We start from the raw sequence: 17,919 nt of genomic DNA, 5'->3' as shown, positions 1-17,919 counted from the left end.
GCGATCATCGGCGGGTTGATAACCATCATATTCCAACTGTGGCGGGGCTGAAAGGAATCTTCTTATGGTAGACGACAAAGGTCGGCTGATTGACCCACGAAAGGCAGAGATACTGAAATGCAAGATACTGGATCTGTTAACCGACGAAGAGATCGAGGTGCTTGGTATTGAGGTCGAGATCAGACTGAAGAACGGATATCAGGATAAAGTCTGGTATGCATGGAAGAATCCACTTCCATCTACATGACCGTCCGTGCCGGTGATGCACGGGCGGCGCAGTCTGCACTTTATTGAAACTTGGGGTCGCCCGTTCAGCATCTCACTCCGACCCGTTATTCGCGCCGTCCAACCTGCCCAGCGCCTCCTCAAGCGCAGCGGCCAGGACCCTGGGTTCGTCCGTCCCGATGCGGCAGGACTTTCCGCTCTTCATCTTCAGTTCCACCGCCTCCAGTCCCGATACGTTGTATAGCCAGCCCCGCGGCGTAAGCCGGATCCCCCAACCATAGAGCCAGGAGTTTCTGACCGGATGGCAGGACTCGATCTGATCCAGGGGGAACCGCTTCCGGATCAGGCCGATGCCGAAACTGATGCGGAGGTCCTGGTCATCGATCGTGACGGTCAGGTTGTGGAACAGCGCGAGGACACCGAGCAGGAAAATCAATATCATCCACGCGAGGGGTGCCGCTCCGGCCAGCCATGTGGGCAGAATGACCAGCGGCAGGATGGCGATAATGATGACGACGTTGACCGTGCCGAACTGGGTGTGGCGATAGGTGCTCATTGCATTTCATCCTGCCAGGGTTTGATCCAGAGACCCGCCAGCCTGCCGTCCCGGTCGAGGACGACGCGCACTTCGGGTGGCCGGGACGCGGCCCCGTACCGCCCTTTGAAGCGGTGGATCAGCAAATGCGGCTGGCTGTCCATGTATCGGGTTTCGATGTAGTCCAGGCCCTCGAAGGCACCGAACAACAGCCGGATGGTCTGGTGGTTCTGGCGTTGTACCTCCGCGGTAAAGCCCACGCGAAAGTACTCGGCGGCCTCCTCCGTACTCAGGATTTCGAAACGGCCCTGTTCGTGGCCCTCGAGGATTCGTGTGGCCAGCTGCGCGGCCCGATGGTGCTGATCGGACTGGACGGGTACGCTGGCCACGGGCTGAGGGGCGATGGTGCCCTGCAGGAGCTGTCCCGTCGCACCGGTGGCCACCTCGCCCACGGCGATGGCGGCGATGAATGTACCGATCGCCCAGCCACCGGCGACATTGCACGATACGGCAAAGCCTCGGTACATCAGAAGCACGATCCAGACCAGCAGCAACACCATCACCGTACCAATCGCAGTGAGGCCAGCAAGCTGTGCGACCGAGAAATCAGAAGCACCCTGTGCAATCAGAGAGGTCGTGAGGTCGCGAAAGGGCGGTGACAACACGATGAGGGCCACGAGCAGGCCGGGCGCGCGCGCCAGTGCCTGAGTGCCGAAGACGTCGATGAGGCGCACGCGACTGCGGCTGAGTCCGCGGCCGGCGAGGTAGAGCAATGCGCTGGGTATGATCCACGCCGTAAGGCCCTGCGTTATGGCGAGCCAGATTGGCGTCGGCGTCGAAAGCTGGAAGGAAATCGTGCCCGTGTATCGGTAATCGAATGCGCCGCCGAGCCAGGCGGTCAAGACGATACATGCCAGTCCCCAGGCCAGCGCCGGCCCGCCGGCCAGGTAGTGGAAGGGATTGAACAGCCATGTGCGCCACGTGCGCTGGACTGAAGTCGTGCGTTTATGGGAATCGAGGGTGTGGGAAGCGTCCAAGACTGGCGTCCTTCTATCTATTGCGAGAAGCTACTTGCTTCGCCGAGTTCTTCCTCTGGTCGATCAGCCGCCGCCAGCGAATCCAGATGCTCGACCAGGTCATCGAGGCGGTTCCGCAGCGTGGGGTAGGAGACGCCGTAGTGTTCGGCCATGTCCTTGAGATTGCCGCCGGTCTGGAGGAAGCAGAGCACGAAGGCCTGATCCTCCGGGGCAAGCCGGGCTAACGGAGGCAGGTAGAAACCGCCTATCACGGCCGTATCGCACTCGGTGCAGTCCAGGCGGGTGACCTTCACCGCCGCGGCACAACCCGGGCACTGGGCGGGTAAACGCGGGTTCGGAATCCGATCCGTATCTTTATTCAAATCGCTATCGCTGGTCATAGGATATCCACGATTCGTTGTTCTTTCTCACTTTCGTTAAAAAGATAAATCAGTGTTCATATAAACGCAAGTGGATTTTATATAAACCAAATTTAGATTTTAATTATAGAAAATCAAAATCGTATTTGTGATGCGATGAGATGATCGCAAACATGATCTCCGCCGTGCCAACCGCCTTTAAATAAAGTAAAACACGAGATATCTCGAGCGCGTTACTACTGAAACATTTATAGGGCGTTGATCCGGAGGATTCACGGCGCCGATCCTCCAAGGTGGACTTCGGTACGAGCGAGTCAGAGAGCAGAATGCAACCCGAAGGCGTTGTCCGCGCCCGGTTTGCAATTCGGTATGATCAATGAGTCTCAATACTAACCCAAAAGGACAGGTGCGATGAACAATCCAAATAGCAAACGACCAACCGGCGGAACCGGGATGAGTTCGCGGGAAATCGAGGCGTCCATCAGGCGGATCGAAGATGATCTGTATTTCGGGTCCGACAACATCATGATCCGCCTGACCAGGATCGAGGAGAAGCTGGAGCGTGTCGTCACACGTGACGACCTGAAAGCATTCGCCACCCGTGATGATCTGAAAGCGTTTGTCACACGTGACGATCTGATGGTATTTGCCACAAAGGAAGATTTGAAGGCGTTTGCCACGCGGGAAGACCTTGCAGAATTGAGAACGGAAATGATCGCCCTAGTTCACACGCAATTTCGATGGACAATCGGCGTTGTTGTTTCCTGCATGGGGGTCATCTTGGCCGTATTGAAGCTAACCTGAACACACAGAAGTAATTGGGAGGGCCTCTAGACGCAAATGAACCACTCAAAAAACAAACGCAGGACCGGCAATACCGGGATGAGTTCACGGGAAATCGCGGAATCCATCAGGCGGATCGAAGGCGATCTGTACTACAGTTCAGACAACATCAAGATCCGATTGACCAGAATCGAGGAGAAACTGGAGCATGTAGCAACGCGTGACGATCTGGGTGTACTGAGAACAGACATGGAGCGGATGAGAACGGACATGCTGGCCCACTCGAATACGCTGTTTCGATGGTCTATTGGGATTTTCGTAACGGGTTTCGGCGCAATCTTGACCGTAATGAAGCTAACGTGACCGGGCAAGGCGACGACCCGTCACATCTCCGCCGTTCCTACGACGGTATCCGAAAACACCACGTGTCCCCACATCTCGGGGATGTGCATGTTGACCTCGCCCTGCGGCGACCAGACCCAGTTGTCGCAGGGCACGCCTTCTTTCCGCAGATAGCCGTCCTTGTAGCGCTCGAACTCCCACTCGACCCGCGAGAAGTTGACCCGCCAGCTGTCTCCTGCTTTCGGAGGGCAGTCCACCCCGGCGTACTCGGCCATGCTGGTCCAGGGGAAGGCGATCTCGGTGGACCAGCCGCGGTCCACGTCGTGGGAGCAGTTGACCGTTCCGTCGATGTGGACGGCGTGGCGCACGCCCTCGAAGTCCCAGTCGTGGTCGGCTTTCCCGCCCTTGTTGTAGGGCTTGGGCAGGTACAGGTCCCACACGGCGTTCAGGGGGTTGATCTCAAACTCCATGTAGTGGTTGGTGTCCCCGTCGGGATCGATGAACACCTCGAAGTCGTTGTCGTGGCAGATGATGGAATCCCGCTTGGTCAGGGTGCCCCAGACGTCCGGTTCCTCCATGTCCGCGGCGACGTAGAAGTACTCGTCGTCCCAGAGCATCATGGCGCGCGTGCCAAAGCGTGGGATGGGCTTGAGGTCGCCCTCGATGTCGACGAAGAGGTCCGTGCGAGGCGCCCGGATCCAGGACGGATCGCTCAGCTTTCCGTCGATCACGATGGGTCCGCAGGTGCGGTAACAGGTGTAGGTCTTGGGGACGATTTCCGGTGATGGTGAATCGGACATGATGGTTCTTTCTATTGGGTTGAAGGTGACGATTCAGTTGCGAATTGGACGACGTGCGAACCGCGGACTCAGGTCCGTGGCTCAGGTTCGCATGCCCGACTGCGACTCGAATCCCAGCAGACGCTTCAGGGTCGGCGTCGCCCGTTCGACGACTTCGGGGCTGGCCAGCCTGAACTGGTCCTGCTGGGGCTTCATGAACGAGCGGCAGAAGAACCCCAGCAGGATCATCCGGTCCTCCCGGGTTCGATTGGCGCCGCTGCTGTGCCAGGTCGCGCCGTGGATGATGACGATATCGCCCCTGCGGGCGTCCAGCTGGATGACGTCGTCGTACGATGCCTCAGGATCGGGAGGGGTTCCGCGCTTGTAGCTTCCCGGCACAAGCCGTGTCGCCCCGTTTTCCGGCGTGAAGTCGTCGAGCACGTAGATCGTATTGGAGCAGAATGCGAACGGAGGCGCGGGCTGCGGGAATCGGCCAAGCGGGAAGTCGACGTGCAGACCGCCGGCCGGTGCGCCGGGGCCGATGAGATTGACGGTAAAACTGCTTAAGATACAATCGTCGCCGAGCAGGTGTTCGTGGAGCGCAAGTACCTGGGGCAGCTGGATCATCTCCTCGTAGATGCGGCCCTTGTTGACCAGGTTCCACACCCGCTGCGCCTGCCCGTCGAAGTAGACGTGCTCGCCATCGTCCCTTTCCGCTGCGGCCAACTCGGCCGAGCGATCGCGCAGGGCATTGGCCTGATCCGGGGTCAACGCCTCTCTGAGCACGACATAACCGTGTTCGTCGAGATGGGCCTTGGCGTCCTCCAGCTTCATCCGGGATGCTCCTCCGGGTTCATCTACGATGCTCCGAACGGCCGCGCCCGACTCCTTTTGTTGGCTTGAGTTCTACTGGCTCGCGCCTTCGTACGGCACGGAAATGCCTTCGACGAACTCGGGCTCGTCCATGTCGGCCGTCATGTAGACGTGGCTGCCCTTCCGGTCGCTCGTGGTCCCCGCCATGTGGGCGCCGCTGGAGTCCAGAGAGATGATCTGCACGCCGCCCACGCGCTGGGAGTCCAGTTCGTTCATGTCCCGAAGCCCCTCGGCCGTCGCCTCTTCCAGCGACATGCCCATCTTCATGTAGGTCACCACGTTCCGGGCCGCGCCGGTCCGGATGGCCAGCTCTCCCGTGCCCGTGCAGGCCGCGGCGCCGTAGCGGTTGTCCGCGAATCCGCCCGCGCTGATGACCGGCGAATCACCCAGGCGGCCCGGGTACTTCCATCCCCAGCCGCTCGTGCTCACGCCCACGCAGATGTCGCCGTTGCCGTCCTGCGCGATGAAGTTGGTCGTGCCCCCGGCCTTCTGCGGATCGACGGCCAGGTGGCTCAGCTTCCACAGTTCTTTGGTGTGCTGGAGTTCCTCGGGGTCGTCGATGCCGAGTTGTTCGACCACGTGCTTCGCGTAGATCTCGGGCATCTCGGGGTCCACGAAGGAGCTCTTCTCGAAACCCATTTCGCTGGCGAACCGCTCCGCGCCGTCGGCGACGAGAAAGACGTGGATCAGCTTCTCCATGACGCAGCGTGCGATGGAGATCGGATGATCGTAGCCCGTCACCGCGCCCACGGCCCCCACGTCGCGCGTGCGGCCGTCCATGATGAGGGCGTCCAGCTGGGGATAGCCGAGGATATTCGGATAGCCGTGCAGGCCGACGCTGCGGTCGGGACGGTGCACCTCCACCTCCCGGATGCCGATCTCGATGGCGTCCACCGCGGTCTTGCCTTCCCTGAGCGCGGCCACCGCCTGCCGGATGCCCACGTCGCCGTTGTTCGTAGCCATGACGATCATTTCGTAGTCCTTTTCACATGATGGTTCTGATCTGTGTTTTATCTACGAGATTGGAAACTCGATTTGCGACTCTTAAGATATCAGCGTGAGATCAGCGGCGGTAGGCTTATTTGGATGAACTTTGGAAGGAGTCAGACATGACCATGATATCCCGTGATCATTGGGCCTTCGGCGCCCAGATCATAACCGCCGCAGGGGTCCTGGTCATTACCGTTTTTGCGTTTGTCAATCAGCTGAACCAGGAATTCAGGGATGAAGTCCGTTCAGGCTTCTCGGAAATGCGTACCGGGATGGCTGCTATACGTACCGAGTTATCCTCGATGCGGGAAGAGAAACACGACATGAATACGCACCTGGGACGGGTAGAGTGAAAATTGCGGATATCCCAGGATCAGTAACATGGACCTGCGAGTCCGGTTATGAAAAGAAAGGGGGAAATATCGAACGGTGAACATTGGGATAAAAAACGGCCTGGAAACTTCGATCTGATGGCATAGGAGGTGATAAGGCATGGATACACGAGTGTTGACGAGATGCCAACAAAATCGGCGTTGACAATTTGCCAACGATGTGACTTGATTCATGTAGTCACCCATACCAGGTGGCTTGATGGATACAACAGTTGAAACGACGACTTACGGGTCGCTCTCGTTCTGTGACGAATCCCTCGAAACAACCACCCCGGATAGGTTAGGAACCAGATGATGACTGTAATAGATGATACTCCCGATATGAAACGTCGAATGAGCAGGTTGGAACGCAGGGTATCCAGTCTTGAAGATACTTCGAGTTCGATATTGAATCACATCCTCAAAATCGACAACCGATTGGTTGGAATCGAAACCAACGTGGCGGACCTGAAAACCAACGTGGCGGACCTGAAAACCAACGTGGCGGACCTGAAAACCAACGTGGCGGACCTGAAAACCAACGTGGCGGACCTGAAAACCAACGTGGCGGACCTGAAAACCAACGTGGCGGACCTGAAAACCAACTCGGAAGGGATCAAAGAGAAACTTGATCTTGTTAGTGAAATTGCATCCGCTAACAAAGAATCGTTAGTCCATACAGGGGATACACTGGATAGGATTTTGAAGATTCTCAAGAAATAACCCTACGCAAAATCTTTGAAGGGCTGATCGGGTATCTCGAGTCAAGAAAAGAGGAAGATGTCTAGGAATAGAAGGTTGACTCTCTTTGAAATGTGCGTGTGTGGTTTCCAAACAGGACGGATGACTAATTGATCATCTGGATTCGCATCGGGACGCTGGAATCCTACAATAAAGACGGCCGGGATTTCCGGCTGAAGCGGCGGCTGGAAGAGATCTCCGGGCAACCGTGCCTGATACTGCACCAGGAGCAGATGACGCCGGAGATCGTCGAGCCACTGAAGCCCCGGGCCATGCTGCTCAGCGGTTGCGGGACCTTCTTCCAGCATTTCAAACCGGAGACGTTCTACGGCTTCGAAGATACGCTGAACGCCATGGCGGACGTGCCCACCCTGGGACTGTGCGCCAGCCACCAACTCATGGGGTTCATGTTCAATGACGGCTTTCGCAACCTGACGAAACTCGAAGACGAGATGATGCGGCCGCTGCGGCCCGGCGAACCCGACGTGCTCGATCCCAATCCTGATGCGCTCGGCTACTTCTGCGAAGAAGGCTTCTACCCGGTGCGTCCGGTGAAGGCCGATCCGCTGTTCGACGAGCTGCCGGATCCGGTGGTCGTCCGGCAGTCGCACTACGCGGAGATGAAGACCGTGCCGCCGGATTTCGATCTCATCGCCTCGAACGAGAATTGCCGGATCCAGGCGATCAGGCACCGGGAGCGGCCCCTGTACGGCACGCAGTTCCACCCGGAATACTACGTCGACGTCTATCCCCACGGCCGGAAGATCCTGGAAAACTTCTTCCGTGTGGCCGGGGTGTTGTAATAGAACGCATGGCACTTGCCGCCTGTCGCGCCACGCCAGGTTCATTAGTGGTGCGTCCTTGCCGACTGTAGCAGCGGTCCGCCTGGCTCGCACACTTCACCCGTCGATACGACGCAGAGGAGGAGGCAATGTCCAAACAGCAATTCGGCATGGGCGAACTGGCCCGGTTTGCCGAGGAAGGCTATCTGCGCCTGGGCCGGGTGGCTTCCGAGGAACACCTGCAGGCCATGCGCGACCGCATCGACGACATCATGCTGGGCAACGTCCGCTACGAGGGCATGCCTATGCAGCGCGACACGGATACAGGCGAGTACGGCGAACTGCCGACCAGGACGTTCGAGGAAAGCGAGGATACGCTCGCTTACCGGCGCATCGACGACCTGCAGCTGGATCCGCTGTACCTGGGATACATGCAGCACCCGTTTTTCCGGGAGGTCACGGAGGCCCTCGTCGGCCCGAACGTCTCCATCTTCCGGGCCATGTTCATGAACAAACCGGCCGAGCACGGTACCCATCTCCCCTGGCACCAGGACGTCGGCATCGGGTGGGGGCTGGATGCAAATCCGGAGACGACCGTCTGGACCGCCCTCGATGCGGCGACGGTCGAGAACGGCTGCATGGAGGTGGTGGTGGGCAGCCACAAGCACGGTGTGATCAACGAGATGCATTTCCCGTCGGAGTCCGACCAGGCCCGGTACGCGCGGGAGGAAGATTGTATCTACCTCGAGGCGGAGGCGGGCGAGGCGATTCTCTTGAACAACCTGCTCCTGCACCGGTCGGCCCGTAATCCCACCGGCAACCCCAGGCGTGCCATCAGCATCGCCTACATGGATGCGTCCACGCGGGCGGTCAAAACCGGCGAAACCTTCCCCGTCATCTTCGGTGAAGGCGCGCTGACCGGCGGCGAGTTGATTAATGGCGCACTGGCCGAGAGCCCGCTGACCGATGGCCGCTGATCAATGGCCGCTGACCGATGGCCGCTGACTGATGGCCGCTGACCGATGGCCGCTGACCGATGGCCGCTGACCGAGAACGCACTTTGGGAGAACCGGCATTGAAACTGGAAGAGCGTGTCGCGCTCATCACGGGCGGCGGAACGGGGATCGGGGCCGCTACGGCGAGGCTTTTTGCCCAGGAAGGCGCGGCCGTCTGCGTCACGGGCCGGCGCGAGGCACCGCTCGAAGAGGTGGTCGCGAAAATCACGGAAATGGGCGGCCGGGCGATCCAGGTTTCCGGTGACGTATCCGTTACCGCGGATTGCCAGCGTGTGGCCGACGAGACGATTGCCGCCTTCGGCCGGATCGACGTCCTGGTGAATAACGCCGGGACGGCGACGTTGATGGACGCCGACGAGACCACGGACGAGCTCTGGGACCAGACCATAGCCACCAACCTCTCCGGCGCGTTCCGCATGATCCGGACCGTCCTGCCCGGCATGATTTCCCGGGAGGCCGGAAGTATCGTCAATGTCAGCTCGGTCCTCGGACAGTCGGGCATGAAGCGGTCGGCGGCGTACGGCACGTCGAAGGCCGGGCTCGATCAGCTCACGCGCATCCTCGCCGTGGAATACGCGGACCGGGGTATTCGCGTCAACGCCGTGGCGCCGGCCTGGGTGGATACCCCCATGACCGAGTCCGTGCAGGCCCATGCCGCCATGTACGAACGGCTGAAGAAAAAGCACCCCATGGACCGCTTCGGAGCGCCGGAAGAGGTGGCGCAAGCCGTGCTGTTCCTGGCTTCAGACCAGTCTTCTTTTACGACCGGATCGGTGTTGATGGTCGACGGAGGATGGAGCGCGGCCTGACGGAATGAGGTTGCGCAAAGTCGACGGCGGACGGAGCGCAGCGAGGTCGGCCGCGGAAAAATGGGCGAAATTACTGAAATCATGAAACTGACCGGAGACCGAAAATGGGTTTGAGAACGGCCGAACAATACCTGGAAGGATTGCGGGACGGAAGGACGATCTACTTTCGCGGGGAGCGGGTGCCGGACCTCATGGAACATCCGGAACTGCGCGTAGGCGCCGAGCACACGGCCCTGGACTATCACCTCGCGGAGGACGAAGCGCACCGGGACCTGTTCACGGCGATATGTCCCGAGACGGGTGAGCGCGTCAGCCGCTACTTCATCCCGCCGGCCAACACGGAGGACCTGCTGAAGCGCAGGGAGATGATCGAGACGAGCACCCGCGAGGGCAGCGGGGTGGTCCTGCTCATCAAGGAGATCGGCACGGACGCCCTGTTCTCGCTCCGGCTCGTCGCGCGGCAGATCGACGAGAAGCATGGCACCGGATACCTGGACCGCGTGAAGAACTACCACGCCGAATGCCGCGACCGCGACCTGAGCATGGCCGTGGCCCAGACCGACGCCAAGGGGGACCGCAGCCGCCTGCCGTCCCAGCAGACCCATCCAGACTACTATGTGCGCATCGTGGAGCGCCGGCCCGACGGCATCGTGGTCCGCGGCGCCAAGGCCCATACCACGGGGACCGCCTTCGTGGACGAAGTGGTCGTGCTGCCCACCCGGGCGATCTCGGAGGAGGACCAGGACTATGCCGTGGCCTTCGCCGTGCCCGTCAACACGCCGGGGGTCCGGCTCATCGCCAGTCCCTTCGGGTTCTCGGGCGAGAGCACCTATCACCATCCGGTCAGCTCGAAACACCACCTGGTGGAGACCCTGACCGTGTTCGACGACGTGTTCGTGCCGAACGAGCGCGTCTTCCTGGCGGGCGAGTGGGATTTCGCCGGGGTGCTGGCGAACGCCTTCGTGGAGTTCCACCGGTACACGGCCGTGTCCTACAAGCCGCCGCTCCTCGACCTCTTCATCGGCGCGGCCTCGCTGATCGCCGTGTACAACGGGGTGGAGAAGGCCAGCCACATCCGCGACAAGGCCACGCGGCTCATCACCTACACGGAGACGGTCCGCGCGTTGACCCGCGCGGCCGCCATGGACTGCAAGGTGGTGGACGGCATCGCGGTGCCGGACACGCTCACGACCAACATCGCCAAGTACCATTTCGCCAACAACTACCACGAGGCCGTGCGGGATGTGCAGGACATCGCCGGCGCCCTGCTGGTCACGGGCCCGTCGGAAGCAGACTGGCACAACGAGGAAACACGGGGCGACCTGGACCGCTACCTGGGCGGCCGCAAGGGCGTGCCGACCATGGACCGGATGAAGGCCATCAATCTCATCCGCGACCTCACGGCTTCGGATTTCGGCGGGTACCACGAGCTGCTGGCCATCCATGCCGAGGGTTCGCTCGAGGCGCAGAAGATCACCATATTCCGTGGATACGACCTGCTACGGTGCATGGATGTGGCGAAGAAGGCGGCTGGGATCGAGTAGGGCCATGAAAGTACTGATTTCGATAGTAAAGCGATTGATATCTACATAGCTTAAGCAGGATAAAACAGTGCTCCAAACTTAACGCAAAGGCCGTCCGCGTGATTCACCGGAGGAGATCCCATGCGCACGTTGTACCGCCTGTTGTCCCTGTTTACCCTGTTTAGCGCCCTGTTCAAGGGTGGGCCGACACGGGCCGGAAAGCACCTGGCCCGACGCCAGGCCCACAAGACTCTCGCCAGGTGGATGAGGTGACGGAATGACCTGCAATGGCCCGGTCATCATGAGCGGCCGCAAGCTGGCCGACGAGATGCAGGGCAGGCTCGTGAAAGAGACGGCCGAAATGCGGGAGCGGGGCGTGACGCCTGGGCTGGCGACGATTCTGGCCGGCGACGACGGGCCCAGCGCGACCTATATCTCCATGAAGCACCGGGCGTGCGAGGAGATCGGCATCCGGTCCATCCATACCCACCTGCCCGCATCCACTTCACAGGAAGAGCTGCTGCAGACCATCGGCCGCATGAACGAAGATCCGGAGGTCGACGCGATCCTGGTTCAGATCCCGCTGCCGGATGGACTCGACGAGGACGAAGCGCTGCTCTCCGTAGCGCCGGACAAGGACGCGGACGGGCTCAATCCCATCAACCTGGGCCGGCTGGTGATCGGCAGGTCGGGGCCCCTGCCCTGCACGCCTAACGGCATCCTCGCCCTGCTGGTCCATTACGGCGTGCCCATCGAAGGCAAGAACGTGACGATCGTGGGCCGCGGACTGACCATCGGCCGGCCGCTGGCTCTTCTGCTGTCCTTGAAACGACCCCACTGCAACGCCGCGGTCACCGTACTGCATTCGGCCGTGCCCGACATGGCCGCCCACCTGCGCGAAGCCGATATCATCATCGCCGCCGCGGGTTCGCCCGGTTTGATCACCAAGGACATGGTGAAACCCGGCGCGGCCGTGGTGGCCGCAGGGATCACGCGCAAGGGCAAGAAGCTCCTCAGCGATGTGGACGACGATGTGGCCGAGGTCGCCGGATGGATCACGCCCCGCATCGGGGGCGTCGGTCCCATGACCGTGGCCATGTTGATGGAGAATACGGTGATGGCGGCGCGTCGGCGGGTTTAGTGCTGCCCGATCTCCCGATGTGAGTCCGGCCTCTACGCGATCTGCGCCCAGTTTCCCAGGTCTACCTCCCCAGGCACAGGTTCCCGTCCCGAATAAAAGTGTTCCAGCGCACCCAGCGTGATCTCGCCGATCTCGAGGTGGCCAAAGGCGCCGGTTCCAGAGCTGTGGGGCGTGATGACCACGTTGGGGAGCGCGCGCAGCCGATGGTCGGGCGGCAGGGGCTCGGGCGTGGTCACGTCCAGCTGGACCTGGATTCTGCCGGTCATCGCTTCTTCGTACAGCGCGTCGTGGTCCAGGACGGATCCCCGCGAGGTGTTGACCAGCACGCCGTCGTCTCGCAATAGCCGCAGTTGCTCCGCGCCGATCATCCGGTCCGTCTCCGGAATGGACGGCGCGTGGACAGTCACCATGTCCGACGATTCGAAGAGTGTGTTCAGGTCTACCCGTTCCACGTTCATGCGGCCGGCGTCCCAATCGCTCAGATAGGGATCGCAGACGAGCATGCGGACGTTGAAGGACCGGAGCAGCCGGATCACCTCCCGTCCCACCATGCTGGCGCTGACGATGCCCACCGTGGCGCCGCGCAGGAACTGGTTCGACCAGTTCTTGTCCGGGTCCCGCCACATGCCCCGCTCCCGGATGTTGAGGGCGTCGTGAACCCACCTGCGGCTCATCATGATCAGCGCACCGACCGCGTGCTCCGCCACGTTGAGGGCGATGGCGCCACGCGCGCTGATGACGCGGATCCCCCTGGGCAACAGTTGGCCGGTTACCATCTCCGAAGTGAACAGGTACTTGACCGATCCAGCGGAGTGGACGACGATCTTCAGCCGGTCCGCCCGCTCCAGCGCGGCTGCGCTGATCGGCATGACGCCCCAACCGGTGACCAGCCCGTCGAAGCCGGCGATCCCTTCCTCCACCTCTGAAGCGGTCAACGCGCGGTCCGTCCTGTTTTCCACCACGTCGAAGCCGGCCAGTAACCGCCGGTAGGTCTCATCCTTGAAAACCCCGGCGGTGTGGGAAGGCGTTGGCAGGTACCAGATGCGTGGTTTGCTCATGGGAACTGTCCTGCACTCAGAAAGACGCGAAGCCGGCCGTCAGTCTCGTTTCCGTACCAGGTACCGGCAGTGGTCGTCTCCGGCTATCTTGTGCTCGTCCCTGCGCACCCCGGCATCGAGCGTACGCTCGAACAATTCCTGTTCGAACTGGCAGACCTTCGGGAAACGGCGCGCTATCTCGTAGATCGGGCAGTGATGCTCCACCAGGATGTACTCATCGTCGTCCGCGTGGGATTCGGCCATGTATCCCTCCCGGTCCCGGATTTCTGCGAGAACGCGCACCTGTTCCGAGACGGGTTTCCCGGCCATCTGTTGTTTGTATTCCGCTTCAAGCCGTTCCGTGCGCAAGGCGAAGAGGCTGTCGACCTTCTCCGGTCCGTCGGTTTCGGCGATCTGTTCGAGCAGTTCCACCGCGAGTTGGCCGTACCGTACCGGGAACAGGTGCTCAGCGGCATCCGTCAGGACGAAATAGTGGGCGGGCCTGCCCCGGTCCTGCCGTACGACTCGCGTCTCGACCAGGTCGTCGCGCTCCAGTCCGCTGAGGTGCTGGCGAACGCCCATCGAAGTGATCCCGATCTCCCTGGCGAGTTGACCGGCTGTCATTTCGCCCTTGCGTTTGAGCAATTCCAGGATCTGACGGCGGGTGGTGCCTTCAGTGTGTGGCATGTTCCTTCTCCGCGAACGAAGCGGCTGATTATCCAATGCAGAACCAATGCGGTGCCGGTGCCTACTGCACGTGCATCTCTATCTATTGTAACATGCTATCCCAAATATGGAACAATAAAAATTAAATATATAATATAAATAATAATATTGATTTATTGGATTGGGTTACATATATTGAATGGTAACACGTATATTCCATTCAGATACAATGCACGATCATCGATAAAGCAGTATGAGGAGTATCATCATGAACAGCACCCCGACAACAGCCCTGCGCGATCCGATCCGGGTCGCATCGATGGACGAACTGAAGGAAAAGGGGAGCATCGTCGTCAACGGCCACGACGGCCCGATCGCCGTGTTCCACCACGGTGACGGGCAGGTGCACGCCGTGGACAACCGCTGTCCCCACATGGGCTTCCCACTGCACCGCGGCACGATCAAGGACGGCATTCTGACCTGCCACTGGCACCACGCGGATTTCGACCTGGAGAGCGGTTGCACCTTCGATCTCTTCGCGGACGACGTGCCGGTGTACGCGGTCGAGACCCGGAACGGGGACGTTTGGGTTTCGGGTTCGCGGGACCAGTCGGGCGACGCGGAGTACTGGCGCAACCGCCTGAGAGAAGGCCTGGAGCAGAACATCTCGCTGGTCAATGCCAAGGCCGTGATCGCCCTGCTGAAATCGGGGGTGTCCTACAAGGATATCGCCGAGACCGGCGGCCGTTATGGCGTGCGGTACCGATCGTCCGGTTGGGGTCCCGGCCTGACCATCCTCGCCGCGATGACGAACCTGTGCAGCTATCTGCCCCGGGACGAGCAGATCCTGCCGCTATACCAGGGACTGACGCATGTCGCCCGGGACAGCAACGGACAGCCGCCGAGGTTCGACCTGCAGCCCCTGGATACGGAGAACCTCTCGTTCGAGCAGTTGAAGCGCTGGTTCCGCCGCTTCGTCGAGGTGCGCGACACCGAAGGCGCTACGCGGTGCCTGCTTACGGCCGTGTCCATGGGCAGTGAACCTGCGCTGCTGGTGGACATGATGATGAGCGCCGCCACGGATCGCGTGTTCCTGGACGGCGGGCACGTCGCGGATTTCATCAACAAGTCCACGGAACTGCTGGACCACATCGGCTGGGAGCACGCCGATGAAGTGCTGCCCAGTACGGTCGGTCAGCTTTGCGCCGCGGCGCGCAGCGAGGAACGAAACGCCTGGCGCCATCCCGTCGACCTGGCCGCCATCCTGCGTGGGGCCAATGCCGAGTTACCCGGTGCGCTGGCATCGACATCCAATGGATACGCGTGGGACGGCCCCGGCGAACTGGCCGAAGTGATCCTGGGGGACGATCCCCAGGCCACAGTGGACACCATGCTGGCCCTCCTGCGCGAAGGCATGACGCCGCTGCAGCTCAGCCAGGCGGTCACCTACGCCGCGGCGCTCCGCATCGCCCGGTTCCACACGCAGAACGAGTTCAACGACTGGATCACGGTGCTGCACACCTTCACCTACGCGAACGCCCTGCACCAGGCCCTGAAGCGGACGGGTTCCCCGGAGCTGATCCGCGGCGTCTTTCACGGTGCCATGGCCGTGTACCTGGACCGTTTCCTCAACGTGCCGCCCGCGCGGTTGCCGGGCGATAAGGCCACGGCCGAACTGGCCGGCGAGACCGACGAGATACTCGACACGTTTCTGACCGAACTGGACACGCAGCAGCGGGTGGAGCCGGCCGCCAGGCTGGTCTACCGTTACCTGGCCGACGGACACCCGGTGGACCGGCTGTTCCGAACGCTCGCGATCTCGCTGCTTCGGGAGGATGCCGAGTTCCACAGCTTCCAGATGCTCGAGGCGGGCATTCGCCAGTACGAGGAACTGAAAGGACGCGCCGAGGCCGACCACGTGCTGATCGCCACGGCCCGGTATCTCGCCGCCCACGCCCCCACTCAGCGGGCGCTCAACCAGACCGCTCATATCGCGCTGCGACTGAGCCGCGGCGAGGCGATTTACGAGGAGGAATGACGATGCCCGATCTCAAAATCGTCGACTGCATCAATAAGACCTGCCCCTGGTCCGGCAAGCCGGTACAGGCCGATTCACTGACGGAATTTGGAGGTCACGTTGTGGGGTTTTGCAATCCCGGATGCCTCGAGAAATTCGAACGGGCCATCAACCGTTTCAAAGCGGCCATCGCTGGCGTCGAAAATCCCGCAGAAGTGAGTGGTACGGGCGGTGCGAGTGGTGCGGGCGGTGCGAGTGGTGCGGGCAGCGCGTGTGGTCCGGGCGGACCTGGGGCATCCGGTTCCTGATCACCGGAATAGCAAAAGGCGCGGTCCGTGGAATCCGTTTCGTTCCACTTACCGCGCCTTTTCGGTTAATGCGGTCGATTTGAACAGATCTTCGCCGGTCGTCAATCGGCAGCCGCCCAATCGGCAGTCGCCTACGCCGATCGCCGTTCCTCAGCCGCCTATTCCCCGGTGATGACGTACTTCCGCAACATGCGGGGTCCGACCTCGGCGCCGTATACGTTCCCCATGGCATCCACAGCCACGCCTTCCGCTCCGGTCGTTCCGGCGTTATCGGCGTCTACCACGGGATCGGGGATGAAGGCCGATATGAAGCCGCCGTCCCGGATGCTGCCGATGCGGATGCCCCGTTTCCAGCCGGGGTTGGCCCCCCAGGTCGCATTAGACTCGGAATCGGCGCTGTAAAGCACGTCGTTCGCATCAATGAAGAGGCCGCTCGGTCGGCCGAACTGGGTCCAGGTGGCGATATACTCGCCTTCCTGGTCGAAGATCTGGAGCCGGGCGTTACCCCGGTCGCCGACGTAGAGCCGGCCCTGGGAGTCCATGGCCAGCGCATGGGGATCCCGGAACTGGCCGGCAGCCTGTCCCGTTTCACCCCAGGCCTTGATGAACGATCCGTTCGGCGCCAGCTTGACGATGCGGTTGTTGCCGCGGGAACCGTGACCGTCCGCCACGAAAATGCTGCCGTCAGGCGCCACCAGGACGTCGGAAGGCTGGTTGAAGATGCCGTCCCCTTCGCCCGCCACTCCAGCGATGCCCAGGCTCATCAGCAACTCCCCATCCTCGCTGAACTTGTGTATCTGGTGGCCGATACCCACACCGCCCCGGGCGTCCGTCACCCAGACGTTGTTCTCCGTGTCCACGAAGATGCCGTGGGGCCAGACGAACATCCCCGCGCCGAAGCTCTTCAGCAGGTTTCCGTCGCTGTCGAAAAGCAGGATCGGCGGCACGTCCTCCTTGCCGACGCAGGAGTTCTGGCCGCATCTTTCCGCCACCCAGATGTTCCCGCTGCCGTCCTGGGCCGGGAAGACCGCGCTCGTGGAGCCCCAGGTCCTGTCCCCTCCCAGCTTGCCCCATATGCCTTCTACGGTGGTGTACGGATTCGGCGCGTGGTTCTGGGCCGTGGCGAAGCTGTTTAACAGCGCAATCGAAATGCTAACGGCCGAAAGTGCGACCCACCGGATCCAGGTCGATTTTTTCATGAGTATCCTCGCTTCTTAGTGAATAGGGATGGTCCCGTCCCGGACCAGTCGGACAACCAGTTCCAATGGTGACCAACCATGCCGGTCAAGGCCAGGTGGACCGGTCGGCCACGCAGTCAGACGGACCAACCGCGCCGGTCATAACCAGCCTGACCAGTCGGACGCACAACCAACCGGACCACTTTATCACCGGGATTTTCGCTTTATTGATATTATAGAAAACAGGCGCGTTTACGCAACGATTTTCGAATGCCTTTCCCATGTCCAACGGGCGCCGCGGGCCACGCCAACGGGCGTTGAGGGCCGGGCCAACAGCCGCCGCGGGCTGCGCCAACCACCGACGAAAGCCGCACCAACCGTCTTGACAACCGAAGGACGGCGGGACA

At 61.1% G+C, this 17,919-nt stretch carries 21 protein-coding genes and 1 pseudogene; 13 read left to right on the top strand and 9 right to left on the bottom strand.

Features of this window, described 5'->3' with window-relative positions; genetic code table 11:
• The first annotated feature begins 64 nt into the window (after positions 1–64).
• The gene (locus tag OXH56_03070; GenBank protein ID MCY3554281.1) at positions 65–247 is read left to right on the top strand and encodes a hypothetical protein; all 183 of its coding nucleotides are present in this window, start codon (positions 65–67) and stop codon (positions 245–247) included.
• Positions 248–319: 72 nt separating this feature from the next.
• Here OXH56_03070 and OXH56_03065 read toward each other — a convergent pair whose 3' ends face one another.
• The 3 genes from OXH56_03065 to OXH56_03055 are packed head-to-tail and all read right to left on the bottom strand — an operon-like array spanning position 320 to position 2,177.
• Positions 320–781: a hypothetical protein gene (locus OXH56_03065; protein MCY3554280.1), complete on the bottom strand. Its 462-nt coding sequence runs from the start codon at positions 779–781 to the stop codon at positions 320–322.
• Positions 778–1,797: a hypothetical protein gene (locus OXH56_03060; GenBank protein MCY3554279.1), complete on the bottom strand. Its 1,020-nt coding sequence runs from the start codon at positions 1,795–1,797 to the stop codon at positions 778–780. The genes OXH56_03065 and OXH56_03060 overlap by 4 nt, the downstream gene beginning before the upstream one ends.
• A 17-nt stretch (positions 1,798–1,814) precedes the next feature.
• Entirely contained in the window at positions 1,815–2,177 is a 363-nt protein-coding gene (locus tag OXH56_03055) for a DUF2089 family protein (GenBank protein ID MCY3554278.1), read from the bottom strand.
• A 390-nt stretch (positions 2,178–2,567) separates the two neighbouring features.
• Between OXH56_03055 and OXH56_03050 the strand changes: the two genes are divergently transcribed.
• A complete protein-coding gene (locus tag OXH56_03050; GenBank protein MCY3554277.1) occupies positions 2,568–2,960 on the top strand; it encodes a hypothetical protein in 393 nt (130 codons plus the stop codon).
• A 78-nt stretch (positions 2,961–3,038) separates the two neighbouring features.
• Positions 3,039–3,302: a hypothetical protein gene (locus OXH56_03045; GenBank protein ID MCY3554276.1), complete on the top strand. Its 264-nt coding sequence runs from the start codon at positions 3,039–3,041 to the stop codon at positions 3,300–3,302.
• Between the two features lie 20 nt (positions 3,303–3,322).
• Here OXH56_03045 and OXH56_03040 read toward each other — a convergent pair whose 3' ends face one another.
• The 3 genes from OXH56_03040 to OXH56_03030 form a co-directional block, all read right to left on the bottom strand.
• The gene (locus OXH56_03040; GenBank protein MCY3554275.1) at positions 3,323–4,081 is read right to left on the bottom strand and encodes a carbohydrate-binding family 9-like protein; all 759 of its coding nucleotides are present in this window, start codon (positions 4,079–4,081) and stop codon (positions 3,323–3,325) included.
• An 81-nt stretch (positions 4,082–4,162) separates the two neighbouring features.
• Positions 4,163–4,894: a phytanoyl-CoA dioxygenase family protein gene (locus OXH56_03035; protein ID MCY3554274.1), complete on the bottom strand. Its 732-nt coding sequence runs from the start codon at positions 4,892–4,894 to the stop codon at positions 4,163–4,165.
• Between the two features lie 72 nt (positions 4,895–4,966).
• Complete coding sequence (locus tag OXH56_03030) at positions 4,967–5,896, bottom strand: isoaspartyl peptidase/L-asparaginase (GenBank protein ID MCY3554273.1); 930 nt, start codon at positions 5,894–5,896, stop codon at positions 4,967–4,969.
• A 146-nt stretch (positions 5,897–6,042) separates the two neighbouring features.
• Between OXH56_03030 and OXH56_03025 the strand changes: the two genes are divergently transcribed.
• The 8 genes from OXH56_03025 to OXH56_02990 all read left to right on the top strand — a co-directional run bounded on the left by OXH56_03025 (position 6,043) and on the right by OXH56_02990 (position 12,306).
• Entirely contained in the window at positions 6,043–6,276 is a 234-nt protein-coding gene (locus OXH56_03025; GenBank protein MCY3554272.1) for a hypothetical protein, read from the top strand.
• Positions 6,277–6,648: 372 nt separating this feature from the next.
• Positions 6,649–7,017 (top strand): hypothetical protein, encoded by a 369-nt coding sequence (locus OXH56_03020; protein ID MCY3554271.1) that lies wholly within the window; start codon positions 6,649–6,651, stop codon positions 7,015–7,017.
• A 128-nt stretch (positions 7,018–7,145) separates the two neighbouring features.
• Positions 7,146–7,838, top strand: a complete 693-nt coding sequence (locus OXH56_03015; protein ID MCY3554270.1) for a hypothetical protein — start codon at positions 7,146–7,148, stop codon at positions 7,836–7,838.
• A 128-nt stretch (positions 7,839–7,966) separates the two neighbouring features.
• On the top strand, positions 7,967–8,794 hold the full coding sequence (locus OXH56_03010) for a phytanoyl-CoA dioxygenase family protein (protein MCY3554269.1): 828 nt from the start codon (positions 7,967–7,969) through the stop codon (positions 8,792–8,794).
• A gap of 98 nt (positions 8,795–8,892) precedes the next feature.
• Positions 8,893–9,642: an SDR family oxidoreductase gene (locus tag OXH56_03005; GenBank protein MCY3554268.1), complete on the top strand. Its 750-nt coding sequence runs from the start codon at positions 8,893–8,895 to the stop codon at positions 9,640–9,642.
• A gap of 104 nt (positions 9,643–9,746) precedes the next feature.
• A complete protein-coding gene (locus OXH56_03000; protein ID MCY3554267.1) occupies positions 9,747–11,186 on the top strand; it encodes a gamma-aminobutyrate dehydratase in 1,440 nt (479 codons plus the stop codon).
• 120 nt (positions 11,187–11,306) lie between these two features.
• Positions 11,307–11,438: a hypothetical protein gene (locus OXH56_02995; protein ID MCY3554266.1), complete on the top strand. Its 132-nt coding sequence runs from the start codon at positions 11,307–11,309 to the stop codon at positions 11,436–11,438.
• A gap of 4 nt (positions 11,439–11,442) precedes the next feature.
• Positions 11,443–12,306: a bifunctional 5,10-methylenetetrahydrofolate dehydrogenase/5,10-methenyltetrahydrofolate cyclohydrolase gene (locus OXH56_02990; GenBank protein MCY3554265.1), complete on the top strand. Its 864-nt coding sequence runs from the start codon at positions 11,443–11,445 to the stop codon at positions 12,304–12,306.
• Between the two features lie 32 nt (positions 12,307–12,338).
• On the opposite strand, the gene OXH56_02985 is transcribed toward OXH56_02990, so the two are convergent.
• Both OXH56_02985 and OXH56_02980 read right to left on the bottom strand, forming a co-directional pair.
• Positions 12,339–13,364 carry a hydroxyacid dehydrogenase gene (locus OXH56_02985; GenBank protein MCY3554264.1) on the bottom strand — a complete coding sequence of 342 codons (1,026 nt, stop codon included), beginning with the start codon at positions 13,362–13,364 and terminating at the stop codon, positions 12,339–12,341.
• A gap of 39 nt (positions 13,365–13,403) precedes the next feature.
• Complete coding sequence (locus OXH56_02980) at positions 13,404–14,030, bottom strand: transcriptional regulator (GenBank protein ID MCY3554263.1); 627 nt, start codon at positions 14,028–14,030, stop codon at positions 13,404–13,406.
• A gap of 247 nt (positions 14,031–14,277) precedes the next feature.
• On the opposite strand from OXH56_02980, the gene OXH56_02975 reads away from it, so the two are divergent.
• Positions 14,278–16,047, top strand: coding sequence for a Rieske (2Fe-2S) protein (locus OXH56_02975; GenBank protein ID MCY3554262.1), 1,770 nt, complete (start codon positions 14,278–14,280; stop codon positions 16,045–16,047).
• Positions 16,044–16,217, top strand: a pseudogene (locus tag OXH56_02970) (glutathione S-transferase). The gene OXH56_02975 and the pseudogene OXH56_02970 overlap by 4 nt, the downstream one beginning before the upstream one ends.
• Before the next feature lie 275 nt (positions 16,218–16,492).
• Here OXH56_02970 and OXH56_02965 read toward each other — a convergent pair.
• Entirely contained in the window at positions 16,493–17,533 is a 1,041-nt protein-coding gene (locus tag OXH56_02965) for a peptidyl-alpha-hydroxyglycine alpha-amidating lyase family protein (protein ID MCY3554261.1), read from the bottom strand.
• Positions 17,534–17,919: the final 386 nt, after the last annotated feature.

Source organism: Gemmatimonadota bacterium (genome assembly GCA_026702745.1).
GTDB lineage: Bacteria > JAAXHH01 > JAAXHH01 > JAAXHH01 > JAAXHH01 > JAAXHH01.
Note: the sequence above shows the minus strand (reverse complement) of the source record. Positions and strands in the feature narration are given on the sequence as shown.